The 25722-nt window shown below is 46.5% G+C and carries 25 protein-coding genes and 1 pseudogene; 8 read left to right on the top strand and 18 right to left on the bottom strand.

Translation table 11 applies throughout. The annotated features are described in order from the left end of the window. Positions 1-8: 8 nt before the first annotated feature. From ZMOB_RS06000 to ZMOB_RS05965, 8 genes are all read right to left on the bottom strand, one after another. On the bottom strand, positions 9-2417 hold the full coding sequence (locus ZMOB_RS06000; protein WP_014500899.1) for a flagellar hook-length control protein FliK: 2409 nt from the start codon (positions 2415-2417) through the stop codon (positions 9-11). Beyond that, positions 2414-2839, bottom strand: coding sequence for a flagellar FliJ family protein (locus tag ZMOB_RS05995; protein WP_011240533.1), 426 nt, complete (start codon positions 2837-2839; stop codon positions 2414-2416). The genes ZMOB_RS06000 and ZMOB_RS05995 overlap by 4 nt, the downstream gene beginning before the upstream one ends. Further along, positions 2836-4167 carry a FliI/YscN family ATPase gene (locus ZMOB_RS05990; RefSeq protein ID WP_011240532.1) on the bottom strand — a complete coding sequence of 444 codons (1332 nt, stop codon included), beginning with the start codon at positions 4165-4167 and terminating at the stop codon, positions 2836-2838. Before ZMOB_RS05990 ends, ZMOB_RS05995 begins: the two co-directional genes overlap by 4 nt. Then, positions 4164-4925 (bottom strand): FliH/SctL family protein, encoded by a 762-nt coding sequence (locus tag ZMOB_RS05985; RefSeq protein WP_014500898.1) that lies wholly within the window; start codon positions 4923-4925, stop codon positions 4164-4166. Before ZMOB_RS05985 ends, ZMOB_RS05990 begins: the two co-directional genes overlap by 4 nt. After that, the gene (fliG, locus tag ZMOB_RS05980; RefSeq protein WP_011240530.1) at positions 4918-5952 is read right to left on the bottom strand and encodes a flagellar motor switch protein FliG; all 1035 of its coding nucleotides are present in this window, start codon (positions 5950-5952) and stop codon (positions 4918-4920) included. The genes ZMOB_RS05985 and fliG overlap by 8 nt, the downstream gene beginning before the upstream one ends. Further along, positions 5945-7804, bottom strand: a complete 1860-nt coding sequence (fliF, locus tag ZMOB_RS05975) for a flagellar basal-body MS-ring/collar protein FliF (RefSeq protein WP_014500897.1) — start codon at positions 7802-7804, stop codon at positions 5945-5947. The genes fliG and fliF overlap by 8 nt, the downstream gene beginning before the upstream one ends. 3 nt (positions 7805-7807) lie before the next feature. Beyond that, positions 7808-8182, bottom strand: a complete 375-nt coding sequence (fliE, locus tag ZMOB_RS05970) for a flagellar hook-basal body complex protein FliE (protein WP_014500896.1) — start codon at positions 8180-8182, stop codon at positions 7808-7810. Positions 8183-8255: 73 nt separating this feature from the next. Further along, positions 8256-9581, bottom strand: coding sequence for a sigma-54 interaction domain-containing protein (locus tag ZMOB_RS05965; protein ID WP_014500895.1), 1326 nt, complete (start codon positions 9579-9581; stop codon positions 8256-8258). 701 nt (positions 9582-10282) lie between these two features. On the opposite strand from ZMOB_RS05965, the gene ZMOB_RS05960 reads away from it, so the two are divergent. Beyond that, positions 10283-11206: a flagellin N-terminal helical domain-containing protein gene (locus tag ZMOB_RS05960; RefSeq protein ID WP_014500894.1), complete on the top strand. Its 924-nt coding sequence runs from the start codon at positions 10283-10285 to the stop codon at positions 11204-11206. A 90-nt stretch (positions 11207-11296) separates the two neighbouring features. Here the strand turns inward: ZMOB_RS05960 and ZMOB_RS05955 are convergent, their stop codons facing one another. The 8 genes from ZMOB_RS05955 to flgA all read right to left on the bottom strand — a co-directional run bounded on the left by ZMOB_RS05955 (position 11297) and on the right by flgA (position 18294). Then, positions 11297-11923, bottom strand: a complete 627-nt coding sequence (locus ZMOB_RS05955; protein WP_014500893.1) for a glycosyltransferase family 2 protein — start codon at positions 11921-11923, stop codon at positions 11297-11299. Between the two features lie 56 nt (positions 11924-11979). Further along, on the bottom strand, positions 11980-12675 hold the full coding sequence (locus tag ZMOB_RS05950) for a glycosyltransferase family protein (protein WP_014500892.1): 696 nt from the start codon (positions 12673-12675) through the stop codon (positions 11980-11982). A 130-nt stretch (positions 12676-12805) separates the two neighbouring features. After that, positions 12806-13549, bottom strand: a complete 744-nt coding sequence (locus ZMOB_RS05945) for a FliA/WhiG family RNA polymerase sigma factor (RefSeq protein WP_014500891.1) — start codon at positions 13547-13549, stop codon at positions 12806-12808. Further along, a complete protein-coding gene (locus tag ZMOB_RS05940) occupies positions 13539-14360 on the bottom strand; it encodes an AAA family ATPase (RefSeq protein ID WP_014500890.1) in 822 nt (273 codons plus the stop codon). Before ZMOB_RS05940 ends, ZMOB_RS05945 begins: the two co-directional genes overlap by 11 nt. Next, positions 14361-16484 (bottom strand): flagellar biosynthesis protein FlhA, encoded by a 2124-nt coding sequence (gene flhA, locus ZMOB_RS05935; protein ID WP_011240521.1) that lies wholly within the window; start codon positions 16482-16484, stop codon positions 14361-14363. It abuts the gene before it with no gap. Between the two features lie 413 nt (positions 16485-16897). Further along, positions 16898-17209: a hypothetical protein gene (locus tag ZMOB_RS05930; RefSeq protein WP_014500889.1), complete on the bottom strand. Its 312-nt coding sequence runs from the start codon at positions 17207-17209 to the stop codon at positions 16898-16900. Beyond that, positions 17202-17636, bottom strand: coding sequence for a flagellar biosynthesis anti-sigma factor FlgM (gene flgM / locus ZMOB_RS05925; protein WP_011240519.1), 435 nt, complete (start codon positions 17634-17636; stop codon positions 17202-17204). Before flgM ends, ZMOB_RS05930 begins: the two co-directional genes overlap by 8 nt. Before the next feature lie 91 nt (positions 17637-17727). Continuing rightward, on the bottom strand, positions 17728-18294 hold the full coding sequence (flgA, locus tag ZMOB_RS05920; RefSeq protein WP_011240518.1) for a flagellar basal body P-ring formation chaperone FlgA: 567 nt from the start codon (positions 18292-18294) through the stop codon (positions 17728-17730). A 588-nt stretch (positions 18295-18882) separates the two neighbouring features. Between flgA and ZMOB_RS09880 the strand changes: the two are divergent. After that, positions 18883-19654 (top strand): annotated as a pseudogene (locus tag ZMOB_RS09880) (IS5 family transposase). Positions 19655-19701: 47 nt separating this feature from the next. On the opposite strand, the gene ZMOB_RS05905 reads toward ZMOB_RS09880, so the two are convergent. Both ZMOB_RS05905 and ZMOB_RS05900 read right to left on the bottom strand, forming a co-directional pair. Continuing rightward, positions 19702-20358 carry an OmpA family protein gene (locus tag ZMOB_RS05905; RefSeq protein WP_014500888.1) on the bottom strand — a complete coding sequence of 219 codons (657 nt, stop codon included), beginning with the start codon at positions 20356-20358 and terminating at the stop codon, positions 19702-19704. 5 nt (positions 20359-20363) lie between these two features. Further along, positions 20364-21059 carry a motility protein A gene (locus ZMOB_RS05900; RefSeq protein ID WP_011240516.1) on the bottom strand — a complete coding sequence of 232 codons (696 nt, stop codon included), beginning with the start codon at positions 21057-21059 and terminating at the stop codon, positions 20364-20366. A 212-nt stretch (positions 21060-21271) separates the two neighbouring features. Here ZMOB_RS05900 and flgB point away from each other — a divergent pair, with 212 nt between their 5' ends. The 6 genes from flgB to flgG all read left to right on the top strand — a co-directional run bounded on the left by flgB (position 21272) and on the right by flgG (position 25722). Continuing rightward, positions 21272-21625, top strand: coding sequence for a flagellar basal body rod protein FlgB (gene flgB, locus ZMOB_RS05890; RefSeq protein WP_011240515.1), 354 nt, complete (start codon positions 21272-21274; stop codon positions 21623-21625). An 8-nt stretch (positions 21626-21633) separates the two neighbouring features. Then, positions 21634-22038 carry a flagellar basal body rod protein FlgC gene (flgC, locus tag ZMOB_RS05885; RefSeq protein WP_014500887.1) on the top strand — a complete coding sequence of 135 codons (405 nt, stop codon included), beginning with the start codon at positions 21634-21636 and terminating at the stop codon, positions 22036-22038. Positions 22039-22099: 61 nt separating this feature from the next. Beyond that, positions 22100-22792, top strand: coding sequence for a flagellar hook assembly protein FlgD (locus ZMOB_RS05880; protein WP_011240513.1), 693 nt, complete (start codon positions 22100-22102; stop codon positions 22790-22792). 40 nt (positions 22793-22832) lie between these two features. Beyond that, positions 22833-24089, top strand: a complete 1257-nt coding sequence (locus ZMOB_RS05875; protein WP_014500886.1) for a flagellar hook-basal body complex protein — start codon at positions 22833-22835, stop codon at positions 24087-24089. A gap of 39 nt (positions 24090-24128) precedes the next feature. Then, a complete protein-coding gene (flgF, locus tag ZMOB_RS05870; protein ID WP_011240511.1) occupies positions 24129-24878 on the top strand; it encodes a flagellar basal-body rod protein FlgF in 750 nt (249 codons plus the stop codon). Between the two features lie 52 nt (positions 24879-24930). After that, positions 24931-25722 carry a flagellar basal-body rod protein FlgG gene (gene flgG, locus ZMOB_RS05865; protein ID WP_011240510.1) on the top strand — a complete coding sequence of 264 codons (792 nt, stop codon included), beginning with the start codon at positions 24931-24933 and terminating at the stop codon, positions 25720-25722.

The following is a 25722-nucleotide window of genomic DNA, read 5'->3' as shown; positions in this document are numbered from 1 at the left end:
ATCCCCTGTTAAGCGTAACGCGCACGATTTTTTTGCTCTTCAGCAAGATCATCGTCCGGTTGTTCATTTCTTGTATTGTTAGTTATCGGAGCCGTCACAGCAGATCGCTGTTGATCAGCCATTTGTTGATGAGACGGCTGGCCATTTTGCCCCGATTGTTGGGACATTGTCTGGCTGTTTAAATCAATCCGAGCATCTGTAATATGTACTCCTTGGGCATGAGCTTCATTCATTAAATCATGACGAGCCCCTGCGATAATAGACTGAGCAGCTTCGCTACTCGCTGTCATATGAACAGCTACACCATCACCCGCTGATTGGATGGATACATGTAGCATACCAAGATGATCCGGATGTAAATTAAAAGTCAGATTACTGTTAGATCCTGACGCAGTAGCAATATCACGCGTCAATTGATCGAGCCATAGGCCTTGATGTACCAAGTCAAGCTGGTTATTAATGCTAGCTTGATCTTGACTAGGCATTAAATTACCTAAGGTAATAGTATTACTATCCTGATTTACTGCATTATTGGAAGAAACAATATTGGCTGCCAATGCCATTACGTTAGAAAAATTATTCTTTTCACTTCCTGTTACATTGTCTTCAGAATGTAGATTCTCAATTTCCACATCCTTTTTAAGACGTGGCTGTGTTTCATTTACTTGATCTGTTGAGACAGAGCTTGTGGAATTGTTTGGTTGATAGATTTCTGTAAGCTGACGTCTACTCACCGGAGTATAGGCCGTGTTTTGCGTATTATCGCCTGCAAAAATACTGTTTGCATTGTCAGATTGGTTACTAAAATCAGCAGATCTATCCATAGTCTGATTGAGCGTTTGCAAGTTACCTTCTGCTAGTTTGCTACTGCGCTCCACAGTCTGTGTGCTATCTACCTTATTTGTATGACTATCATTCCCTTTAGTAAGAGATGCACTGACTGCCATCATATTTTGGACTGTATTGGATGGCGGAATAGACGAAGGCGCTGTCGTTTTTATCGTGGCAGCAGGTGTTACTGAATCACTAGCCATCAGACTTGGCTGTTGCCGATCAACCGCTTCAAGCACGGATGTTGCACTATCTTTCAGCTCTGTTGTTATAGGCGTGTTTGAAATATCGCTCCGACTTAGTGCTAAAGCATCAAGCTTACCACTCATCATAACATTACCAGCTACAGAAACAGGCTGATTATCCCTATCCGAAGACTGATTTTTGCTGCTATCATTCGCTTTGTCAGTAAGTACAGAGGTCAAGTTCGCAAGGACAGATGGTGAAGCATCAGCTTTTAAGGCTAAGGCAGGTTTATCTTCTGTTGTATGAGTTATTCCTGCAGAGTCTTTGACTCCGGTTGACATCAGCTCCGATGAAAAATTGGTCAGAGCTAATTTTGAATCATCATCAGTTAAAGTAGCTTTAGGTTTTAAACCAACAGATGTCGTTGCGGATAATTCCGTATTTGAAACAGAAGTCAGATACGCAGAGCCGTCACTAGCCAAAGATGACGATGGCACTTTTAAACTCTTCACTGGCTGTGGAAGTGAAGCATCCTCACTATCGACACGATTCTGTCCAGTAATGGTCGCTTGCACAGCAGAAGCCAACACAGGTGCGGCTGCCAAGGTAGCAGTTAAACCAATAGATGCGTTAGCTACAACATTATCAGCTGACTGCAGCTGGTCATCATTATCTGATAACTCATTTTTATTCGAATGAGAGTCGGAAACTTCGACATCATCAGATGACGCGACATCATTATCTCTAAGGCTATATAAACCCACTGATAAAGGAGTGGTTTTTTCACCCATATTCTCCTGTGGTATGATTTCTGGAGATTGAGAATATGACTCTTGCCCTGGTAACCAGTTAGAAGTTGAATCTACATTTTCTTGATCGACATACACTCCAACAAAAGCCAGTAAATCAGCTGAATTTTGAGACAGTTTTTTAACAGAAGGCAATGAGTCCGAGTCCTTGATCTCATCATTTGATGATGACGCAAGGGGAATGGCTTCACCGTTGTCTAAATCGTCCTTGCCTGAAACCTCCGGTAACGTAGGTTGGGCATCTACTATTTTTTTGGTATTGCCTTTAGAGCTAGCACTTACAAAATTTTGTTTCGAGACAGAAGACGTCATAGAATTAGAGGGCGTATCGGTTTCTACCCTTTTTATTGATGAAGCAGTAGAACTACCCTTATCTGTATTTGACGGCGCAGTGGCTGCTATTAGATTAGAAACCGTCGTTTTTTTATCCGTAACAATTTTTTTTGTATCAGGAACAGATACTGTCTGGACAGAGTTAAGCATATCATCAAACGGATTAGCTTTATCCGCTTTCTGTGCGCTACTGGCGGGTGAAGCAGATGAGGCCGAAGAAGATCCAGCGGAAGGTAGAATTGGCGTGACATCTGTCATAGTGCTTCACCTCTTTTAATGGGGCGCTGTCCGGTTATAGTCATCAGGCGACGCTCCTGCGTCTTCTGTATTTCTTCTTTTACGGCATCATGTAACTTTTTTGCGGTCTCATGCTGAATTTTTGTGTGAATTTTTTTCTGCCGTTGACGCTCTACGACTGTTTGCGCCTGATCTAACATAGCTGTTAGATCTTTATAAGCTGTATCCAGACGCAGCATCAGCTCTCCAGCATTGGCCATAGCCGCACCATTTACCCGACCCGTTACAGGCTTTAATGAGGATTGTATTTCAGTTAACCGGTCAACAGAAGCGGACAAACTATTAACCCGCCCTTGAGCGCGCATTAATTCATTCTGCGCCTGCAAATGTTGGACATGACGCACTTTGGCTATTCTCTTTCTGCGTGCAAGCTTCTGCGTCATACGGCAAACCTTTCCATCAAAGTCGCAATAGACGTGGCGAGGTCAATTCTTTCATTTTGCCCTTGGCGAATAAAGTCTAAAACATCATTGTGACGATTGATGGCTTCATCAATAGAAGCATCTGTGCCGCTACGATAGGCACCCATTAAGATAAGATCACGATTTTCTTCATAAACAGACCATAAACGGCGCAGATGGGCTGCTGCCTGTCTATGTCCAGGCGAAATAATATCGCTCATGACACGAGAAAGCGACTTACCGAGATCAATAGCAGGAAAAACGCCTTGTTCTGCCAGTGAACGAGATAAGATAATATGCCCGTCAACAATGGCTCGTGCGGTATCAACGATTGGATCGTCAGGATCATCACCGTCAGCCAAGACCGTATAAATAGCGGTAATCGCGCCTTTTGAATGAATATCGATACCCGCTCTTTCAACCAAACGAGGAATAAGCCCTAAAGCCGAGGGTGGATAGCCTTTGATCGTAGGAGGTTCACCAAGTGACAGACCTACTTCCCGTTGTGCATGCGCAATACGGGTCAAGCTGTCGATCAGTAAAAGAACATTTTTACCCTTCGCTCGAAAATATTCGGCAATCGCAGTTGCCCGCATTGCCGCCCTCAAGCGTAAAACTGGAGGATGGTCAGCAGGAACTGCCACGACAACACTTTTTGGTCGAACATCATCACTAATTTTGGTTTCAACGAAATCAGTTACTTCACGCGATCGCTCTCCGATCAACCCCGTTACAATAACATCAGCCTTCGCGCCGGCAATCATCTGCCCCATCAGGACAGATTTACCAACCCCTGACCCCGCCATGATAGCAATTCTTTGCCCGACACCAGCCGTTAGCAAGGCATTGATTGCCCGAACCCCCATATCAAAAGGCTGCGTTACACGCCCTCGATTGAGAGGATTCCCCATTTTTCCGACCAATGGCCAATATTCGTCAGTGATAATAGGGCCTAAGTTATCAAGAGGCTCGCCCAACGCACCTATAACACGTCCTAATAGACCATCGCCAACATGGACAATGCTTAACTGTCTATCCGGCTCAACTCTGGCTCCAGGATTATGAGGTGCATCAGCATCTAACGCCATAAGCAACGTTGTATTACCACGGAACCCAACCACTTCAGCACGTGATGATTGGCCATTAGCATCCATAATAAGAGCACCATGCCCAATAGGCATAGGAAAGCCTGTTGCTTCCAGCATCAAGCCATCATAAGCAACAAGTTTACCAATCCACCGAGGTGTTCCTTCATCAATCGAGACATGGCCAAGAATACGTCCGGCATAAGCGGCTAGGCTTTCACTCATGCCTCTGCCCCCACTTCGACCAAAATCGCATCCAATTTTTCTAAAAGACTTTTGGTTCCGTTTTCAATATAACCTTGGCTAGTTTCAAGACGCACGCTTCCTTCTTGCAAAGAAGAATCTTCTTTAATCTCTACCGGCAATTCAACGCCGCCCAATCTTGAGATGTCCGCAGGATTAAGAAACAGACAGCAAGGCTTCATTTCTTCAGGAATCATTGCTGCGACTGCATCGACTCGTTTTCTTAAACGGACAGCATCTATCGACACTTCACCTATAATCTGGTGAATCAGCCTATCAACGACATCCGCAAAGACAGAAGCCAAAGCTCGCGGAGGTTCGGCTTTTAACACTTCCAAAGAACGTGCCAACTGCCCCACAGCCTGCCGTTCTTCTTTGACTTCGATCAGCGCACTATTTCGCCCTTGCTGAAATCCTTGATCATAAGCTTCTTTTTTTATTGCTTCGATATCAATAGGTGGTGGCAGGTCAGCTTCGGCTTTAGGCTCGACTTTTTCCTGTTCTGTAAGTTCAGCCTCTTCTTTTTCTAACGAAAGTCTTTCTTTAGAAGATTCAGCTTCCTGCTTTTCTTTTTCCGTCGGTTCTTCTGGAACCAGGCCGAAACGAACGACCCAGGGGACAAAAGGAGGCTTTGCCTTTTTTATCGCAACAAAAGGCGTTTTTTCAGCAGAAGCCGTTTCTTCTGGAATAATCGCTTGCGCTTCATAGGGTTGGATGTCTTGTCTGGGGTCATCAGACATAGTCATCCCCCTTACCTAACATGATAGTGCCACTTTCTGCGAGTTTGCGGGCAATATTAAGAATTTGTTTTTGCGCATCTTGAACTTCAGATATCCGCATCGGGCCACGTTCAGCCATTTCATCTTCAATAGCTTCGGCAGCACGCTTAGACATACAACCAAGCATCCGCGATTTGAGTTCTTCCTGTGCGCCTTTAAGAGCAACAACCAGAATGTCGTTATCAATTGCTCTAAGCAGCGTGCCAAGGTTACGATCGTCAAGATCATTAAGATCATCAAAGACAAACATTTCGTCTTCGATAGCCCTTGCCAGCGACTTATCCATTTTAGAAACAGCCTTCATCAAGCGCTGTTCGCCATCGCTCATATTATTGACGATCTGAGCTGCCTCAGCGGCGCCACCACGATGAGCGCCACCAATAGCATTGGCACCACCACCATTTGTTGACCCCACTCTGGAGACTTGTCCCAAAAGCAGACGTTCAAGTTCTTCCAAAGCTTCCACTGAAACGGTATCAAGCGTCGCAATACGATAAATGATGTCCGGCTGGAGCGCATCGTCGAGCTGTTCCAGAACATCCGCAGCGACTACAGGGTCAAGGCAAGCCAAGACCAAAGCTGCAATCTGTGGATGCTCATTTTCAATCAATGTCGCGATAGTCCGCGCATCCATCCATTTCAGGGTATCGAGAACTGTCGTATGGGCGACTGGCGTTATGCGCGCCATCACATTCTCAGCGCGTTCTTCACCTAATGCTAATTCCATGATGCTACGGATTTGCTTGTCGGCATCAAAACCAAGCGTTGTTCTGGCTCTTGCCCGCGTGGTAAAATTATCAAGGACGGTTTCGATCTGCTGTTGCGAGATATCTGAAACCGCAAACATGGCTTCACCCAAACGCTGGACTTCGTCGGGATCGAGACGGCTTAAAATCGAAGCCGCCTCTTCTTTTGACATCAGCATCATCAGAATGGCTGCGGACTGAGTGCCGCTCAGTTCTTTTCTGCTTTCGTTGTCATCAGCCATTGTGATTCTCCAGCGATTTGAGGTCGGAACGCATCATGTCATGGACAACCAAGGCGGCACGGGCGGGGTCTTGTTTGACAAAATGTCGCACCAGATCAACCCTCGCTTTATAGCCCGGAGCGGCATCAATCATATCAAGCGTAATGGCTTGGCTTCCGGCTTCTTCGGCGGGTTGTTCGCCTTCGGCGATCAGATTATCAATGTTGGTCTGTTCCAACTGTGGCAACGGATTTTCAGCTAGCCGTCTTCTTTCAGCCGCTTCCGCACGGGCTTTCAGGAAAGGTCGTGCAAAGCCGAAGATAACCAAAGCGGCGACCAATAGGGCAGACAGATTGCGCGCCAGTAATGGCACCCAACTGTTCTGATACCAAGGCATACTGAAGACACTGCCACCCATGAAGTCGGAAGAGCTAATAGCGACCACGTCACCACGGGAAGCATCAAAACCGATTGCGCCTTTAATCAGCTTTTCGAGCTGGGCGACCTGTTCAGGGGACGGTGGTTTGCCATGATTGATTTGGCGAAGCGCAATAGCGACAGAAACCCGTTTAACAGAGCCAGTCGGATTGCGAATAACCGAGACTTCGCGTCCTAATTCATAATAACGGTTGAAATTTTCAGATGTTCTGGCCTGTGCCTGCTGTGCCGTTTCTGCCGGAACAGATCCCGGTGCACGGGCATTTTGCCCTTGCTGAGCGTTTTGACCGTTCGGCTGGCCTTGTGCATTCTGCCCCTGCTGGCCATTCTGCGCATTTTGCTGGTTATTCGGTTGAGCCGGTGGCTGTAAATTCGGCGGCGGGTTTTGGGTTGGGTTGGCGGGTGTTGGCGGCATATTGGACATAGCCCCCGGAATACCGCCATTCTGGTCGGGCCCACCGTCTTTGTTCCAGCTACCACTTTCGGAACGCAGAGAGCCTTCTTTTGGATAGCTTTCTCTGGTCGCCTGACTTTCGGTAAAATCAAGGTCGGTATGGACTTCGGCCGTATAGTTATTTTCGCCCAGCAACGGCACCAGCAATTTATTCAAAGCATCCATATAACGGGCTTCGAGGGTTTGCTGTAATCGTAGCTGACGATCATTGATGTCATTATCAGCGTTAGAGGTCGCGGATAAAAGATGCCCTGCCTGATCGACAACGGAAACTGCCTCTGGCGCCATTCCCGGCAACGAAGCGGCCACCAAATTCTGAATAGCTTGAACCTGTGCGTTTGATAGGTTGCGACCCGTCATCAGTTTCAGCATAACCGAAGCCGTGCCATGAACCTGTTCCCGAACAAAGGGGCTGGGTTGTGGCTCGGCAATATGGACTCTCGCCTGATTAACGACATCTATGGTTTCGATAGTACGGGCAAGATCAACTTCACGTGCAGCCCGTAATCTTTCGCCTTCAACGGCGCGGCTGGCACCGAGTGGCAAAGAGCTGATAACATGATCGCCATCAGGTGCCGATTTCGGCAAGCCTTGCTGTGCCAACAGCATCCGCGCCTTATAATAGTCCTTTTCAGAGACTGTAATAACGCCGTTACCGCGGTTAATATTATAATGGATACCGCCGGTTTCTAACGCGCTGGCAATAGATGCCCGATCAGCGTCCCCTGCCCCCGGATAAAGATCACGCTGGGGTGGTGCAGACAACAAAAACCAGATCAGCGCACCGATAGCCGTCAAACTAATCAGCCTCATTAAAGGTAAGCTGCGTTTGATAGCGGGTTGCTGGACAAAGTCTTTCACCCGTTCGTAAACTTTGTTTACGCGGTCATTATTGGCAAGAAAATTCGCCAAAGCGCCCGAGGGTGCCGGAACGGCGACACTGCCCGCCGCATCATCCGGTGTAGGAACAACATCTGCCATTTATTACACCGACATATTCATAATAGTTTTATAGGCATCCATCAGGCGATTACGCATTTGCAAAGTGGCCTGAAAAGCGACGGAAGCTTTTTGGCGGCTCAACATCACCGAAGCGATATCGGTCGTTTCGCCTTTCTGATAGGCATCCTGTGCTTCTGTGGACTGAATGTAGGAATCGTTTACACTCGACATCGCTTCGTTAAGGGCATCGTTAAAACTGAGGATACCCCCGCTTTTGCTGCCATCAACGACAGAGGAGACGCCCCCGACATCCTGCGCCGCAGAAGTTGATAATCCGGCGGCATTTTTTAACGTGCTGGCACGCTGCAAAATGGCGTTTTGCATCTCTGTAAGGCTGGATGTATCAAGCGTGGTCATAATTTTCCCCGAAGATATCGGTTATAATCCGATTTTATTTTAATAGTTGAATAGCGACGAATAGAATGGAGTGTTATGAAGCGGCGCGCATATCCGCGAGCCGATACCGCAGGGTTCTTTCACTGATCCCCAGCCTTTGAGCGGCTTGACGACGGTGACCATTGGTAGCCAGCAGGGCTTCTTCAATTACTTTATGTTCTGCCGCGCGGGCGGCATCAGCCAGACCAAAAGAGATATTCTTCTTGCTGTGATTTTCAGCGGGCGGTGACATCATACCGACCAGCTTATTATCAGATAAAGGTAGCGTCATATCAGCAGAGTCAATCAAGAGATCGCTGGCTTCAATCCGCATACCCCGATGCAATAGAATAGCCCGTTGCAAACAATTCTCTAGTTCGCGAACATTCCCCGGCCAGCTATGTTTTTGCAAAAGATCAAGGGCAGCATTCGTGAGCCACGGGAAATCTGTATCAGCCGGAGCATGGCGCAACAAAAGAGCCGCCGCCAAAACGCGGATATCCTGTTTCCGATGTGCCAACGGCAACAAAGTTACCGGCACAACATTGAGCCGCCAATAAAGATCCGCACGGAAATTTTTTGCTGCCACTTCTTGCGCCAAGTCACGATTAGCCGCCGCGATAATTCTGACATTGATCGGACAAGGTTCAGAAGCCCCGATAGGGAGAACTTCTTGTTCTTGGAGAACACGCAATAGCTTGGCTTGCAATCCAAGCGGTAATTCCGAGATCTCGTCCAATAGAAGCGTGCCGCCATTAGCCGAGCGAAAGAGGCCTTTGTTATCGGCCAATGCCCCCGTAAAGCTACCCTTCGTATAACCGAAGAGCATTGCTTCCAGCATCGTTTCAGGCAAAGCCGCGCAATTAACCGGAATAAAGGCCTGATTAGCGCGGGGCGACATTTGATGAATGAAGCGGGCGAGACCTTCTTTTCCGGTACCGGTTTCACCCTGTACCAAGATAGTCGCATTACTATCAGCAATACGGGCAGCGATATTTAACAGGTCGACGGTTTGTTTATCCCCGACAGCAGGCCGTCCAGCCGGTCTGACCAATCCAGCGATCAGAGCAAAGCCAAAAGAGCAATCCGAAGAACCAAAGCTGATTTCAGCAGGTTTCCCTGCCCGATGGAATTTCAGTTTGGGTAAATCTTCTCGGAAATGGATGAGAACGTCGCGTTGACCAGCTAAATGCCGCTCTTGTGGTGAAAGCAGACGGATAATAAAGGCTGAAGGTGTTTTCCCCAATGGAGCGCAGCTTAGTCCCAGACTATTCAGCCATGGTGCCAATGCAGGCATTTGTTCAGCCACAATGGGGCTGACACCTATAGCCGCATCTGCCAGACTTTCGATCTGGCCTTGTTTTCCCCTGTTTTTTTCCATCAGGATTTCCGCCTTCTTAAAAGGATGCTTCCATCCGCCGAATGCTGTTTTTACAGTCACCCGACCGTGATTGTTGGAAAAGCAAAAACTATGCCATTTTATTTTTATTGTTTCGGCTTTACCGTCAAAAAACCTTTTGCAGCCTGAAATCCAGGAAGATTTTTTGACGAAATGTTGCTGACTTATTGGGGTATATAACCCGTAATCGGGGCTATTTTAGAATATTTTCAAAGACTTGGATGTCTCAAAAGGACGCGATCAGTCAGAATCCGCTAAGGGCGTTTAGGCAGTTATGATTGTAAAGGCTTTTTAAAAGATAGCTCTATTTTGGATAAGGCTGATTAAAAAATGACACCTAGCTCTGATAAGGCAAGAATGGGTTAGTAGAAGCCTGTCAAAATTCCGACAGTATTTGGGTAGAGTATTTTTATAGTAAAGTTGCCCCTCTTTTTATTTTAAAATTAGCCATCTGTTATTTTTCTATGGCTTGGGCTTTTGTCCTTAAAATCGAAATTAAAAAAATAAAATCATTAAATTACAGTTAGTTACGATAAATTTCCTTCTAAAAATTAAAAATAGTGAAAGCATAAATTTAAAAAAAATCGGGATAAGCCGTTACTCAATTTATGGCGGTCACGGACAACAAATTTAGTCCTGCTGCCCCTCTCTAACGGCTCTAATTTTTGAGAAGGAATTTATTTGTGACCGTTATTAATACCAACACCAGTGCTCTTCGCGCCCAGAATGCTTCCCGTTTAGCTGACAACAACCTGAACACCTCCATGACGCGTTTGTCCAGCGGTAAGAGCATCAACAGTGCTTCCGATAACGCTGCTGGTCTTGCTATTTCAAGCTCCATGACCGCCCAGATCAATGGTATGAATCAGGCTATCAAGAACTCCAATGATGGTATTTCTTTGGCTCAGACCGCTGACGGTGCTTTGGGTGAAATCACCAACATGGTGCAGCGTATCAACCAGCTGGCCGTTCAGTCTGCCAACGGCACCTATCGGGACACTGATCGCACTGATATGGACATTGAAGTTAAGCAGCTTCAGGGTCAGATCAAACAGGTTGTCACGGGCACAAAATTTAATGGTTCGGCTCTCTTTGCCAGCGCTGTAGTTACAGTGGGTAGCGACGGTACTACTACAGCAGTTGCATCTAAACCTGCTACAAGCTTTAAAATTCAGACTGGTGCAACCAATGCTACGTCAACCGATCAGGTAACTATTACGATCAGTGCGCTTACTGATTTGTCAATAGTCATGAACAGCGGCGTCCCCGGCACCGGCACCCCCCCCAGCGGCGGCCAAAAACCTGGTTTGACTGTTTCGACTTCAACTGGTGCTCTTGCAGCACTTGACACGATTAGCAAGGCCTTGACTTCAGTTAACAAAATCCGTGCAGGTCTTGGTGCTTCCGAAAGCCGCCTGAACTCGGTCGTCAACAACCTGACCACCAATGTTACGAACTTGTCTGATGCTCGTAGCCGTATCGAAGATACCGATTACTCTTCTGAAACGACCAATCTGGCCCGTTCTCAGATCCTGAGCCAGGCTTCCACCGCTATGCTGGCACAGGCTAACCAGTCTCAGCAGAATGTTCTGTCCCTGTTGAAGTAATTGTTACTTTAAACAGTTTCAAAAGAACAAAAAAGAAGCCGCCCGAATTTCGGGCGGCTTTTTTAATATATTATATAAATTTTGAAAAATTCAGTCAGAGCCAAGTGTATAAGGTAATTGGCCGATATGTTTTACTTTCTGAGTAACATCCATATCAAACCATAATTTATATCCAGCAGCCATCGCCTTGACGCTAAAAACATAATCTTCTCCGAAGATAGCCTTTTCCTCGTTATCCTCAAAGTCACGCAGCGCGAATAAAAAATAAGGGCGAAACAGATGGTCAAAAACCGACATTCTAATCAGTAAACAGCCTGTTGGAATAAATAGTGCTGGTAATAATCCATGATCTGTTAAATCTTCAAATTTGTTAACACTTTCAACTCCCGAAAATAAAATGTTTTCAGTTCTTTTACGATAGTTAACCCCGATAATATCTTTGTCATGAGATAATAATCTTGTGATGGTATCGGGGGGGATATCCATATCACTGTCGAGAAAGAAGAGATAATCGGCTTTTGCTTCCTGTGCCATAGCCACGCAGGCATTACGGGAAACAGCGATATTCGGCGATTTATTGTTAATCAGGATGAATTCAACATCAGGGGTATGTTGCATCATGATAGCGGTCGAAATCATAAAATCGACATGCACCATAGGCCCTGATGGAAAACAAATGGCAATTTTTATAGGCAGATCGGGCTTGTTGGCTGTCATCAGACAATCCTTGCAGCAAAGCGGAAAAAAGAAATCTGGCCAAGTAGCCTAAAAAATTAGGCAGAAGGCGGCAGTAATTTTTCTTTCTCTTTTTCCAATAATTCCCGCTCCATCAATAAGCGACGTTCTTCAATTTCTGGCATATGATAGACCCGTTGACCAATGCGGCCTATTTCGGCTGACAAATTAGTATCGCACCAGATATCATAGCCCAATTCACGGACGCGATCACAAAAAACAAAGTCGTCGCCCATCACGTCATCTTGGAAAACATCATAATAAAAATGCGGTAGATTAGGATCGAGTTTTTTGAAAACATCCATTTTTACTAATAAGAAACCGCCCGGCATATAGCGCATTTTCAACAGGCCTTTTTCTAATTCTGCCTGATCTTGATTATCATCGGCGATACCCAATAAATTATAGGGAGCAATAGGTTTTGGGTAGGTTGCACCAATAATGTCTTTTTTCTGTGCCAAAAGATGGTGCAGAGCATTATTAGGGAAAGTGATATCGCCGGATAATAAAAGAATATAATCAGCACCCCAATTAAGCGCATCTTTAACGGCTATATTTTTGGCACCAGCCAATACCGAGGAACGACCACAAATTATATTGGTATCCAAATCTTTGGCATGTTGAATCATGCCCATCGCACTGATTGAGAATTCAACCAAGATCATGTCACCTGGTGCAATAACCGCGATTGCAACCTTTGGATTAGTGATATTTATATTTTCGCCCTGTTCCATATTAAAGTTCCCCTAAAAGGCCGTAGTTTGCCTTGCATTAAGAAAAAATAAATCTTTTGATAGATAATAGCTTTTTTAATATTGGATCAATTCTACTTATTTTTATTGAATTTATATTTTTATTATCTTTTTAATGCTGCCAATCTGTCATTTTTGGGCGCAAATGATCGACTGCCGATTTTTTGATTTGGCTAATTCTGGCTGTGCCTAGATCAAGCACTTCCCCGATTTCTTTCAGGTTTAATTCTTCGACATAATAAAGCTGTAAAACCAAGGCCTCCCGCTCTGGTAGAGTTTTGATCTGTTCAGCCAAAGCCGATTGCAACGCCTCGCGTTCCATCTCGCTTGCTTGATCGGCATTATCGTCGGTGAATATGCTGGAATGATCGGAATAAACGTCGTCTAAAGATTCTTGCCGAATATTGATCGCCCCATCCGCCCATTCGCGATATTCGCTGGGAGACATATTCAGCTTTTCAGCTATTTCAGCCTCTTCGGGACGACGACCAAGCGTCGCAGATAACTCTTCACGCGCTTTGTTCAAGGTTTTTTGGCGAACAATACTGGAACGGGCCGTGGCCGCATGTTGACGCATATAGTCAATCATCGCGCCCCTTATCCGCATCGAGGCGTAGGTTGCAAAGGCAAAACCCCGATTTTCAAAGGCATTGGCCGCCTCTATCAAAGCAACCATGCCAATTTGTATCAAGTCTTCCACTTCAATCGCAGAAGAAACACGGCCATGTACATGCCATGCAATTTTCCGAACCAGTTGAAGATGGGTTTTGATTAACGCTTCGACATTCTTTTTTGACGGGTTGCGGCTGTAGATATCTGGCGAGGGATCGGAAGCGTCAAAATCATTAAGATGCACTCACCATCTCCAAGCTGGAAAAGAAATTGCTACGCTTTGTTTTCTTGAGCAAGCTATAGTCATTAAGCCGATGCGCTAAGCGTTCAAAGGCTTCTGATGCCCGTGATCTGGGGAATAAATCCAGACAGCAGCGTTTTCTTAATACCGCTTCACGAATATGAGAATCCCGAGGCACTGAACCCAAATGATGCAGTTTTATGCCAAGAAAACGGGCGGAAACATCCGAAAAACGCCGAAATAGATCGCGCCCATCGGTTTCATCCTCGACCATATTGGTGACGACCAGAATCTCTTTCACCTTATATTCAAGCGCCAACAGCTTGATAAGGGCATAGCCATCCATAAAAGATGTCGGTTCAGAAGACAGAACCAAAATCACCTGATCGGCAGAAGCCATCAAAGAAAGCGAACTGGAGGAAGCGCCGCTAGGATTATCTAGCAGAATATAGTCAAAAGACTTTGTCCAAGGGCGCAAACTATCAACCAATCGGCGTTTGGCAACCGCGTCCATTTCCATGATACGCCCAGCGCCATTGACCCCCGGCACCAAATTCAGTCCAAAGACCCCTTGTTGCACGACATCTTCATATTGCCGCCTGCCGGTTAGAATATCTTCAATCGTTCGATCAGAATTCATGCCTAGCACAATACCGGCATCAGCCATGCCCAGATCACAATCCAGTAACAGAGTGCGCTGCTTTATTTTAGAAAGCGCTGCCGTCAGATTGGCAATCACATTGGTTTTGCCAACACCGCCCTTGCCACTGGCAACAGCGATGACTTGAAGGTTGCGTGTCACTTTTAAGGACATTTAGGACACCGCCTCCGCATTATTTGCTGGTATCGAATGTGATGATTGGCCATCCCCAACCACGGCAACGACCTCTACCGGCTTTCCATCTGGGATTTCAAGAAAAGACAGCACAGAAATTTCAGAAAAATGCGGTTTAAGCAAACGTGCCAAAGGTCGCCGGATAACCGGCGAGGTCACAATTGCAAAACGCTGCCCATTCGACAAAAGCGGCTGGGCTGCCGATTCAAGTGCGGTCACAATCCTGTTTGCCAAGGCGGGTTCAAAAGGATGAGCGGCTTGGGGGCCTGAACGCACGCCTTGAGAAAGCAACGCCTCTAACTTGGGTTCAAAAGTAACCACTGGCAAAGGCATTTTTACAGGAACGATCGACTGAACGATGATACCACCAATACGTATTCTGATCGCTTCCAACAGGGCATTCGGTTCCGTTTCCTCTCGGACAGCATCAACCATCGCTTCAACAATACGCCGGAATTCGTGAAGAGAAACACCTTCCCATAACAGAGAGCGGCAAATCAGCGTAATCACTGCCAAAGATAACGGTTGAGGCGTCACGGCAGATACAAGCTGGGGAGCGGTTTCTTTCAACATATCAAGTAATTTTTGGGCATCATCCATGCCAAAAAGATCAGCGGCGTTATTGATAATAGACTGATTAAGATGGGTTGCAATAACTGTTGCTGCATCAACCACTGTATAACCCGCTACAATAGCATCAGAACGGCGATTTTCAGGAATCCAGACCGCATTCAGACCAAAAGTAGGATCTTTTGAAACGCGGCCTACTAATGTGCCATCCGCATCACCATTATTGAGCGCCATAAGTTGATCTGGCCAGACTTCATCTTCGCCAGTCACCACACCGGAAACGCTAATCCGATAGCTGTTTGCCCCTAGTGAGAGGTTATCACGCACACGCACCAAGGGGATAACAAAGCCTAAATCGCGGGATAATTGCCGTCTAATACCGGTAACACGCGCCATAAGAGGCGCTTTTTTACGGTCATCCACCAATGGAATAAGACCATAGCCAATTTCTAAAGACAAAACCGCCCCATCAGAAACATCATTCCACGAAACAGGCGGTGGCGTATCTGGCACCACGACAGGCGGCGGTGCTTCTTTTTTGGCGGCTTCGGCTTGGGCAGATTTGTGCAATTTCCACGCCGTCCAGCCGGAAAGACCCGCAGCAGGTAAAATAACAAAATGCGGCATGCCCGGAACAATGCCTAAAAAACCCAGAATAACCGCAACAGGTGTCCATGCTCGGGCAGAGTTAAACTGACTAACAATCTGGCCGGTCAAGTCAAAGCTGGATGTAACGCGGGTAACAATCGAGGCTGTTGCAAAAGACAACAGAAAAGATGGTATCTGTGCGACCAAAGCATCACCGATAGCCAGCTGGACATAATTTGATGCCGCATCGCTAAGGGTCATATTATAGCTAAAAACGCCTAAGATAAGGCCGCCAATAATATTGACCAAAAGAATAAGAACGCCCGCGACAGCGTCCCCCTTCACAAATTTAGAAGCACCATCCATTGAGCCATAGAAACCAGCCTCGGTCGCGACTTCCTGTCTTCTGTTTTTGGCTTCTTCAGGTGTAATTAAACCAGCATTTAAATCGGCATCAATCGCCATCTGTTTACCCGGCATTGCGTCCAAGGTAAAACGGGCAGAGACTTCTGAAACGCGCCCTGCCCCCTTGGTCACAACGACCAAGTTGATAATCATCAAAATGGCAAAGATGAAAATCCCGACAACATAATGTTCCCCGATCAAAAAATGACCGAAGGATTCAATCACCATGCCTGCCGCATTTGCGCCAGTATGACCATTTACCAAAACAACGCGGGTTGAGGCTACGTTAAGCGACAGTCGTAACAGTGTGGCAAAAAGCAAAACGGTCGGGAAAGAAGAAAAGTCTAATGGTTTGGCAGCATTCAACGACACCATCAAGACCGCCAGCGAAATCGTGATATTGGAAATAAAGCCGATATCCAACACCGCTGTTGGCACCGGCACAACCATTAATCCCACCAGAACCAAAATAGCCACAGGCAAGATAGCCGTGCGTCCAGCGGCAAGCCAGATCGTTTTTCTGACCGCTGCGGTAGCCATTAAATACTTTCCTTTTTCAAAAGACGACTAATTTTGCCTTTGCCGGTCATCCCCGCTCCTGCCAAATTTACGACATTTTTTAGATTTATCTCTGAAGGTAAGCAATTTTTGTGCCATAATTTGTTAAGATTTTTAAACAAAAAAACAACATAATATTTAGAAAAATAAAACGTTCTTTTTTATGCTCTCTACATTTATTAGTGAAATTTTTATATAAAAAAGGATATTTTTATATACCAAAATCCTCATTACATTGCATTTTGGGACAAAAATGCGCTGAGGAGACTTTATTGGCCGTCCATTTCGGAGTAAAAATAATATCGGGAAGCTAGCGGGGAAATCCGTCACTTTCGCGGTAAAGTGACGGCAAAGTTGACAGTTGGGTAAGGAAAATAACTAGGGCTGTCAGAAAATTATGAAAATTTGCCTGTGCGACGATAAGCCAAAGGCGCATCTGTTAAGCCATAAATAGCCATCTGACTTAACAGCTTTTGCATCATATCGGCACTGTAAAGACTACGCTGCCGGCCTGCTTCGGCCTGCTTCATGGCTGTCTGCAAAGATTCACGCAAAGAATCCGTGGTATGCCACGCATCTTGCTCTTTAACTTTTTTGACTGCGGCAGAAACCTCCGCGCAGGCAGCTTCGATGTCATCGACGCTCCGCCCGTCAAGGGCTTGCACCAAGGCAATGATCGCGTTTTTTAATTCAGCCAGCTCACTCATTAGAATCAGTTGAAGCAGAAGCCGTCACAGAAGAAGCTGATGACGTGCTATCTGCCGTCTCATACTGAACCATCTTTGACGCAATCGCGCTTGCACTGATAGGATAACGACCTTCGGAAATTAAAGCCCGAATGGCCTGAATTTTAGCCTTGTTGACAGGGGGTCCTGCAACCGCAATCGCTTCGGCAAAACTTACCGCGCTAGAGGTTGTGCTTTTTTCTTTTGACTTGCTGCTGTCAGTCGATACCGAGGTGGATTCTGTTGAGGAAGTATCCGTTACAGAAGAGACCGAGGAGGTTTTGGTCTTTTCATCAGCCGCCGGTATCGCTGTCTGGACGGAATTGGCATCCCCAGAAGAGTTTGAACTGTTTAATGATACAGCGCTGACCGCTTTTAATGCGCTGCTGGTTCCGATACTGTCGACCATTCGATTAGCCCCGATTTTAAAATACTAATAATAAAAAAAGCTCCTGATACCCCTATAACGGCAAAATTTCCGATTATTTAAATCATTTTAATCATTCAAATCCGGGAATTCTTACTTTGCCAGATTCGACCACGACCGCAATAACAGGTGGTTTGCTCGGATCAGACTTGACGCGGATATGATCGCCTAATGCGCCGTCTTGTTGTGCGATGCCCTGAACAGACACGGTGAAGCTGTTATTTCCTGCTACTAATTCGACAGGATCACCCCTCTTAACCAGAATAGCTCCTTTGCTATCTTCCTTGGAATTTCCTGAATTTTGGCTGTTTTGTGGATTTTCTCGGCTGTGTAACACACGAGAAGCGGTTCTGACTAAAGGCACACGGATACGCCAGCCAAGGGATGGACAATGGACAGAAACAGAACCTGCAATCGGTTTATCCACCACAACAGATTCTGGGCATTGTGCCAAATGTAAACGGCGATCGACAGGGGTTACGGCACCGCCTTCCGCCCCGATAGGAACACCGAGACTGGTCGCAATTTGTTTATCCAAGGCTGATAAGTCCTGAAAATCAGCAGCCAAAACGGATGTATTCGGTAATAAAAAAGCAAAACTACCTAAAAAAAAGCCTAAACATGAATATTTATTTTTCATTATTGCCTTTTATCCCTCTGTTTATGCTGCGTTTTTCAGGATTTGCTTTCTATATTTTTATATCCACTGAAAAAGCAAAATTATCTCTGGCAGAAAAGTCAAAATAACAGATACCTCATCGAGATATCATCATATAATTTTATGGTTTCTGCCTCGTGACATTCTCAATCAGGCAGCCGTTATACTAAGCGGCATCCAATCCGCTAAGTCTTATTTTGATCTTTGACTCCTATTTTTTTCAATAGCCTTTAGATAAAGATTTTCTGACTGATAGCATTTTTCATTACGGAAAGAGCAATTAGGCGCAGGATTCCTGTTGGGTGCGCGCAAAATCACCATCTGCCCGACCCATTTTAGTCGCCCGATTAAATTTTAGAGAAAAATGTATCTGCCCTGCGATAACCGCTTATTCGCTTTAACATCTTATTATGCGATGATTTCAAATTTCATCGCTAAAAGATACGGCTTTTTCATACGGTTTTTTTCTTGAAATTCTGAGCATTCTTAAAATGGCTGTTTCGCCTAGGGCTTGTTAGATCTTGAAATAGTTTCTGTATTATAGAGATGGAAAAAGTAGACGTAGGCGGTATTTTTACGGATGAGACATGGGCAACCTGGGGACCTCTGATTGAGGAAGTTCGCCCGATTGGCAAGACGCCGCCCCATGATCTGCGTCGGACTATATCCGCGATATTTTGGCGCCATGAGAATGGCACGAAATGGCGGAGCATTCCCGTTGAACTGGGTCCGTGGTGGCATGTGGCGCAGCTTTTCATCCGCTGGGCAAAGCTCGGCGTATGGGAACACTTGTTAGAACGGGTTTAGAAACAACAGGGAGTGGCACTCGGAATGGCTTTTCTAGATGGCACGAACATAAGGGCTCACCATAAGGTGGCGGGAGCCGAAAAAAAGGGCTTCTTTCGAAGAGCGAGACCATCGTGAAGCGCTTGGCCGCTCTCGCGGTGGCTATGGCACGAAAGTTTGTGTAATTGCTGATGGACACGGGAAAGCTATAAATTTTACTCTTGCGCCCTGATAGGCTCATGGACTGCCAATGGAGCCAGTCATGCTCGAACATCTCCCCTCTGTTCCCATGTGGGTCGTAGCTGACAAAGGCTATGCTTCGGATGCTTTCCGTGAACGGATCTGGGACATGGGGGCTCGACCAGCCATTTCTACAAAACGACGTGATGCACCGGTCGCCTGCCATAAATGGGCTTATCGTTGCCGGCATCTCGTTGAAAACCTCTGGGCTCGCCTCAAAGAGTGGCGCGCTGTCGCTACCAGATACGAAAAAACAGCAACCTCGTTCCTCGCTGTCATCCATATCGCTGCCGTCGCAGACTGGATCAAGATCTAACAGAACCTAAATTAGCGTGAAGAAAGGGTGCAAAGAGCCTTCTATCGTTATTTTACAGGCATCGTCTTATTCTCTTTACTAATGGTAATGAGTAAATGCTGGCCGTTATCCGCCAAGGGGTTATCGGGTGCCATCATGATTTTTAAATGATTTTCATCAACGCCTGATGATTTGAGCTGTCTTGCCACCGAAGCTGTTCGTGCCGCCGCCAGTTCCCATTTATCAAATCGGGCAGTGCCATTACCAATGCCATGGCTTTCAATCATAAAATAAGCTGATGCCCGTGCCGCTTTCTTGGCAAATTGGGCTAATGCAGCCTTCCCTTTATCTGTCAAAATGGCATCTTGAGGCGAAAATAAATCATCCGCCAGAAAATCTTGCGTCGGACAAGCGGCACCTGTTTTAGTTAAACAATTGTCGGTTGTGCTTTTGTTATCGTCTTTGGCATTGCTTGTATTTGTATCATTGGCTTTCATTGCATCAGCTGGCGAAGCCGTCTTATTGACATCTGATTGAAGAGCGCTGCCCCCTGCCCCATTATTTTTCTGCCTATTGTGATCTTCGTGATTAAAGGCAGAGCGTAAGCTATCCGCAACTTCTTTCGGGTCATGCTCTCGGGCATAAAGCAGCACAAAAAAGCCGAGAATCGTCATCAAAAGGTCGATATAGCTGACTGTCCAGCGTGAATTTCTTTTCAGCTTCACGGGATTTAGTCCTCTATTATACTGGTTTTGACGGGGGGCAGTTTGATAACCGGCGGCTTCAATTCATCCGTAACAGAAGAAATCAGAGTGTCCGCCACTCTTTTCCACCATTGCCCTTCCATGTCCGATAGATATTCCAACCGTCCGGCGATCGGGGCAGCAATCAAGGTTGAAAGACATAAGCCATAAAGCGTGGTTAAAATAGCCATCGCCATAGAAGGCCCCAGACTGTTAACGTCGCTTAGATGGGAAAACATGTTGACCAACCCGACAACCGTCCCAATCATGGCGACAGAGGGAGCAACATCGCCCACGATATACCAAAAATTGATTGCCCCTTGATGCCGATTCTTCCGTTTTTCCAATTGTCCCGTTATCCATTGCCGGAAATCATCAGGGTCACGGCAGTCAGTCAGCCGACCTACCGCCTTTTGTAAAAAGAGAGGCGCAAAAGTAATATCTATCCGATCAGCCGTCGCGATACCTTTTGCCTTGGTTTGCTGTAATACCGCCTGCAATGCCCGATCGGCAACTTCGCCATCATGTTCTGGCTTGGCCGTGAGTAACGGCTGGAAGGCTTTAAATGCCCGCAGAATGTCAGCCGCTGTTGATCGGAATAGGGCAATAAGAAAACTTCCCACAAGCACCAGCAGAAAGGCGGCGGCGTCAAAAAAATGACTAACTGACGTCAGAAGATACATTAAGCCCCTCTTTTTGTAAGAAAAATAAGATGGCATCCGGCAAAGCAAAGCGGCAACTATCGGCAAATTTTTGCCGCTTCCGGCAATCGCTCGCCTTTTTTCTATTAAAAACCTGCCGAAGAAATCGCCTTTCCGCGACATTTAACCATTTGGCACAGCTTTTGAATAGAAATCCACACATTCTTTTTGAGACTCTATTTTAAGGGGGCGACATGGCGATCAGTTCAACTCTGTTCGGTATTCAGGGCGATGCTCTTGTGTTGAGAAATCAACGCATGGCAATGCTGGCTTCGAACATCGCCAATGCGGCAACACCTAACTATAAAGCGCGGGATATCGATTTTAACAAAGCATTGGGCGAAGCCACTTCTGGCAATGAGACTGAAGAAGCCGTCAATGATGCGATGGGATACCGAGTGCCGATTGACAAATCTATCGATGGAAACACGGTCGAATTGCCAACCGAACAAGCGCAATTTGCCGAAAACGGTTTGAAATATCGTTCGACATTGACCTTTATCCAAGATCGTATGTCTGACGTTATGTCATCCTTGAAGGGAGAATAAGGCGTTTTATGGATCGGCCTCTTTCTATTTTTGATATTTCTGGTCGGGCTATGTCCGCCCAGTTGGTTCGTCTGAATACCAATGCGTCCAACCTTGCCAACGCCAATTCCGTGGCGAGCAGCAAGGAAGCAGCCTTTCATCCCTTAAAGCCTATCTTTTCAACAGTGACCCAATCGCCCGGCATTGCCACTGTCAAAGTTAACAAGGTAGTCGCAACAGGTAGCCCGCCAACCCAAATTCACGATCCGACGCATCCCTTGGCGGATGAAAATGGCGATGTATGGGCGGCAGGTGTCGATACAGCACAAGAAATGGTCGAGATGATTGAAACCGCACGTGACTACCAAAACAATGTGCAGGTTATGCAGACGGCAAAATCGCTCACGCTCGATACGTTAAAAATGGAACGTTAATTAAAAATTAGAGTAATCCGAGTTTAACATTTTGCTTATCTGCGACCTTTAGGAGAATATCATGTCATCAACATCGTCGGTATCCGGCCAAAGTTATATCAACCAGCTATCCAGTGGTTCCAGCACCTCGTCAAATAGCACAAGCAGTTCAAAAGACCCGACGGCAGCTTTAAGCTCGACCGATTTTTTAACGCTTCTGACGACGCAGCTAAAATATCAAGATCCTGATAGTCCGGTCGATAACACGCAAATGGCCGCCCAGATGGCGCAGTTCTCCAGTGTTGCCGGTATTAACCAGTTAAACACGACGGTCAGCTCTATTCAAAGCGATGTTTCTAATTCCCGCCTTGGCAATGTATCGAACTGGATCGGTAAAGCTGGCTTGGTCAGTTCCAATATTGCGACCTCGATTGATGGCACCTTTGCCGGACAGGTCAAATTGGATAGCGCCGCTTCCGATGTCAAAATCAGCCTTGCCGATAGCGCCGGAAAAGTGGTCTATTCCAAAGATTACGGTTCGCAAAGCGCAGGCGATGTTAGCTTCTCATTCTCGGGCAATGACAGCAGCGGCAATGCCGTATCAGGGCCTTTGACTGTCAAAGTCAATGCAACCAATAGCTCTGGTGGTAGTGTCAGCAACTCTACATCCACATGGACAATGATTGATGCCGTCAATTCTCCGGCCAGTGGCACGACGCAAATCGTGACATCGCTTGGAACCTATGATCCCAGCGACATTACCAGCATCAGCTAAATCCTTTAACCCTTTGCCCTTCCTTCAGGAGAGCTTTTAAATGGCTTTTTATACCTCTTTAACGGGTCTTAATGCTGCCCAGACTGACCTTTCGGTTACGTCAAACAATATCGCCAACTCCGGTTCTTATGGTTTTAAGAAAACCACGACCGATTTTGGTGAATTGGTTGCGGATTCTCCGCTTGCTTCTGCCAAAAATATTGGTCAGGGTACTCGCCTCCGTGCCACTATTCAGGATTTTACCTCTGGTAGCATGAAGACCACTAACCGCGCGCTTGACATGATGGTCAATGGTGATGGTTTCTTCTTGGTTAAATCCCAAGGCGCTTCCGGCACGATTTCTTTGACCCGTGATGGTAGCTTCCTGACCGACAAGAATAACAATGTTGTTACCTCTGATGGCCATTATCTGCAGGTCTATGCAACCGATAATTCTGGCAATATCTACACCAATGGCGATACGGCTTCGGCAACGGGTGGACGTACGGTCAAAAATTTAACTCTGCCGTCTTATGAAGACCAGATAACGCTTGATTCTACCGATAAAGGCAGCTTGGTCACTGTAGGCAATAGTTTAGCTGCAACTGGAAATGTTACGGTTGATGGTCACACGATCTATGGTGCAAAAATTACGCTAGGCGGTGCCGGATACACAGATACAGCGAACACGAAACTTTCAGGTGGCGTATTAACCATTACAGGCGGTAGGGTAGATAATGCTAGTACGCGTGTGGCCAATACGGTTACCTACACGTCAACCAATGCAACCGCCACCGTAAACCCGTCAGCTACGGGAACAACTTTAACTAATATCACTAGCCTTGGCACCCTGGCTTCAAATGGAAGCACTTATACTGGAAAGATCATGGATGCCAGTGGCGCAGAAGATACAACCGGCAAGGTTTCCCCTATTCAGAAGGATGAAAGCGGCGACACTTCTTCAGCCCTCAGCAATATTGCCGTTGCAACTGACGGTAAGGTAACCGCTACCTTTGCCAATGGTAACCAGTATATTTTGGGTGCCGTTGCTTTGGGTGATGTGAACAACCGTAATGGTCTTCACTCTACGGGTAATGCCAACTGGACGGTAACCGGTACGTCCGGCAACCTGAACTATCGTGAAGCCGATACTTCCGGTTTGGGCTCTGTGCAGTCCGGTGCTTTGGAATTGTCGAATATCGATCTGACGCAGGAATTGGTTAATCTGATTTCTGAACAGCGCAACTTTCAGGCGAACTCCAAGGCTATCAGCACGGATAACCAGATGGTCAGCTATGTGATGAATATCCAGTCATAATTTTTGGCTGAATAATCACCGACAAGCATAGGGAATAAAATGGACCGTCTTCTTTACACTTCACTGTCTGGTATGCGGGCAACGATGCGGCAGCAGATTGCTACCGCATCCAATTTGTCCAACACCGAAACCCCCGGTTTTAAAAAGGAACTGTCAACGCAGGCAGCTTTCTGGCTGCGGGGCGGTAACAGTAGTCGGGCTATGGCATCGCAGGGCATTTATTCGGCTGATTTACAAAAAGCCGAAGTGCAACAAACCGGACGGGATTTAGATCTCGCGATGGGGGGCGATTCCATGATCGCAGTGCAGGCAGAAGACGGTTCAGAAGCCTATACGCGTCGGGGTGACTTGCAAGTCACCAATTCGGGCGTTCTGGTTAATGGTGAGGGGCATCCCTTGGTCGGCGAAAGAGGCCCTATAACCATTGGGGCGGCTGACAAAATTACGATTGATAAAGACGGCACCGTCTATGTCATTTTGCCGGGGCAAAATCCGGTTCAGCCCGAAGCCATTGACCAGATCAAATTGGTTTCACCTTCTACCCAGCCCAGAAATCGCATTGCAAAGGGATTGGATGGTTTATTCCGTGTTGTCGATGGCGGCACATTAAACCGTGATCCGGCGGCCTCTGTTCAGGCGGATAGTCTCGAAAATTCAAATGTCGAACCGACACAAGCCTTGGTCGATATGATTCAGGCCAGCCGATCTTATGAGCAATCGGTCAAAATGGTCGCAACCGCAAGACAGCTTGATGAAAGCAGCACCAGCCTGATGGATATCCCTGAATAGGTTTGACTTAAGTCCGCTGCATAACAAGATTAGACTGTAAGGAATACAAAGAATGCCAACGACGCCGCTGCAAGTTGCAAGAACCGGATTGGATGCCCAAAACACCCGTATGCGGATTATCGCAAACAACCTTGCGAACGTTAATACGACCGCTTTTAAACGTGATCGGGCAGCCTTTGAGACCTTGGCTTATCAGGCAGAAAGACAGCCGGGTGCCCAGTCAACCAACAGCTATTATTATGCAACGGGTTTAACCTTGGGTTCTGGTGTCCAAACTATCGCCACTGAACGGCAGGAAACCCAAGGGTCTTTTGTGAATACCGGCAATTCCCTTGATCTTGCGGTTTCAGGTGTCGGCTATTTCCAGATTCAGTTACCAGATGGAACCATTGGTTATACCCGCGCCGGTAACTTTCAGTTATCTCAAGATGGTCAGATTGTGACCGATGATGGTAAGCCGTTAATCCCGAATATCAATATTCCGCAAAATGCCGAGCAGATCACAATCGGTGAAGATGGAACGGTTTCTGTTCAGCTGCAAGGCCAAACGCAGTCGAACCAAGTAGGACAGATCCAGACTGTCCGCTTTATCAATCCAGCGGGTTTGCAGGCAACAGGTCAGAATCTTTATATTGAAACCCAATCATCGGGACAGCCGCAAATCGGTCTGCCGCAGCAGGATGGTATGGGCTATATTTTGCAGGGCGAGCTTGAACAATCCAACGTCAATATTGTTCAGGAATTAGTCGATATGATCGAAACGCAGCGCGCTTATGAAGTGAACTCGAAAATGGTCAAGGCTTCTGACGAGATGCTGCAATATATCAACCAGCAGATTTCTTAA

The organism is Zymomonas mobilis subsp. mobilis ATCC 10988, from assembly GCF_000175255.2.
Taxonomy (GTDB): Bacteria; Pseudomonadota; Alphaproteobacteria; order Sphingomonadales; family Sphingomonadaceae; genus Zymomonas; species Zymomonas mobilis.
This window is presented reverse-complemented; position numbering and strand designations above follow the sequence as displayed.

What these genes read in the sequence shown, in the direction of transcription:
- ZMOB_RS05880 (WP_011240513.1), top strand. Translation starts at nt 22,100, where the DNA reads ATGTCATCAACATCGTCGGTATCCGGCCAAAGTTATATCAACCAGCTA.
- flgM (WP_011240519.1), bottom strand. Translation starts at nt 17,636, where the DNA reads ATGGTCGACAGTATCGGAACCAGCAGCGCATTAAAAGCGGTCAGCGCT.
- ZMOB_RS05875 (WP_014500886.1), top strand. Translation starts at nt 22,833, where the DNA reads ATGGCTTTTTATACCTCTTTAACGGGTCTTAATGCTGCCCAGACTGAC.
- ZMOB_RS05950 (WP_014500892.1), bottom strand. Translation starts at nt 12,675, where the DNA reads ATGGAACAGGGCGAAAATATAAATATCACTAATCCAAAGGTTGCAATC.
- fliG (WP_011240530.1), bottom strand. Translation starts at nt 5,952, where the DNA reads ATGGCTGATGACAACGAAAGCAGAAAAGAACTGAGCGGCACTCAGTCC.
- ZMOB_RS05965 (WP_014500895.1), bottom strand. Translation starts at nt 9,581, where the DNA reads ATGGAAAAAAACAGGGGAAAACAAGGCCAGATCGAAAGTCTGGCAGAT.
- ZMOB_RS05985 (WP_014500898.1), bottom strand. Translation starts at nt 4,925, where the DNA reads ATGTCTGATGACCCCAGACAAGACATCCAACCCTATGAAGCGCAAGCG.
- flgB (WP_011240515.1), top strand. Translation starts at nt 21,272, where the DNA reads ATGGCGATCAGTTCAACTCTGTTCGGTATTCAGGGCGATGCTCTTGTG.
- ZMOB_RS05930 (WP_014500889.1), bottom strand. Translation starts at nt 17,209, where the DNA reads ATGAGTGAGCTGGCTGAATTAAAAAACGCGATCATTGCCTTGGTGCAA.
- ZMOB_RS05955 (WP_014500893.1), bottom strand. Translation starts at nt 11,923, where the DNA reads ATGACAGCCAACAAGCCCGATCTGCCTATAAAAATTGCCATTTGTTTT.
- flgA (WP_011240518.1), bottom strand. Translation starts at nt 18,294, where the DNA reads ATGAAAAATAAATATTCATGTTTAGGCTTTTTTTTAGGTAGTTTTGCT.
- fliE (WP_014500896.1), bottom strand. Translation starts at nt 8,182, where the DNA reads ATGACCACGCTTGATACATCCAGCCTTACAGAGATGCAAAACGCCATT.
- flgG (WP_011240510.1), top strand. Translation starts at nt 24,931, where the DNA reads ATGCCAACGACGCCGCTGCAAGTTGCAAGAACCGGATTGGATGCCCAA.
- flgC (WP_014500887.1), top strand. Translation starts at nt 21,634, where the DNA reads ATGGATCGGCCTCTTTCTATTTTTGATATTTCTGGTCGGGCTATGTCC.
- ZMOB_RS05990 (WP_011240532.1), bottom strand. Translation starts at nt 4,167, where the DNA reads ATGAGTGAAAGCCTAGCCGCTTATGCCGGACGTATTCTTGGCCATGTC.
- ZMOB_RS05900 (WP_011240516.1), bottom strand. Translation starts at nt 21,059, where the DNA reads ATGTATCTTCTGACGTCAGTTAGTCATTTTTTTGACGCCGCCGCCTTT.
- fliF (WP_014500897.1), bottom strand. Translation starts at nt 7,804, where the DNA reads ATGGCAGATGTTGTTCCTACACCGGATGATGCGGCGGGCAGTGTCGCC.
- ZMOB_RS05940 (WP_014500890.1), bottom strand. Translation starts at nt 14,360, where the DNA reads ATGTCCTTAAAAGTGACACGCAACCTTCAAGTCATCGCTGTTGCCAGT.
- ZMOB_RS05995 (WP_011240533.1), bottom strand. Translation starts at nt 2,839, where the DNA reads ATGACGCAGAAGCTTGCACGCAGAAAGAGAATAGCCAAAGTGCGTCAT.
- ZMOB_RS06000 (WP_014500899.1), bottom strand. Translation starts at nt 2,417, where the DNA reads ATGACAGATGTCACGCCAATTCTACCTTCCGCTGGATCTTCTTCGGCC.
- flgF (WP_011240511.1), top strand. Translation starts at nt 24,129, where the DNA reads ATGGACCGTCTTCTTTACACTTCACTGTCTGGTATGCGGGCAACGATG.
- flhA (WP_011240521.1), bottom strand. Translation starts at nt 16,484, where the DNA reads ATGGCTACCGCAGCGGTCAGAAAAACGATCTGGCTTGCCGCTGGACGC.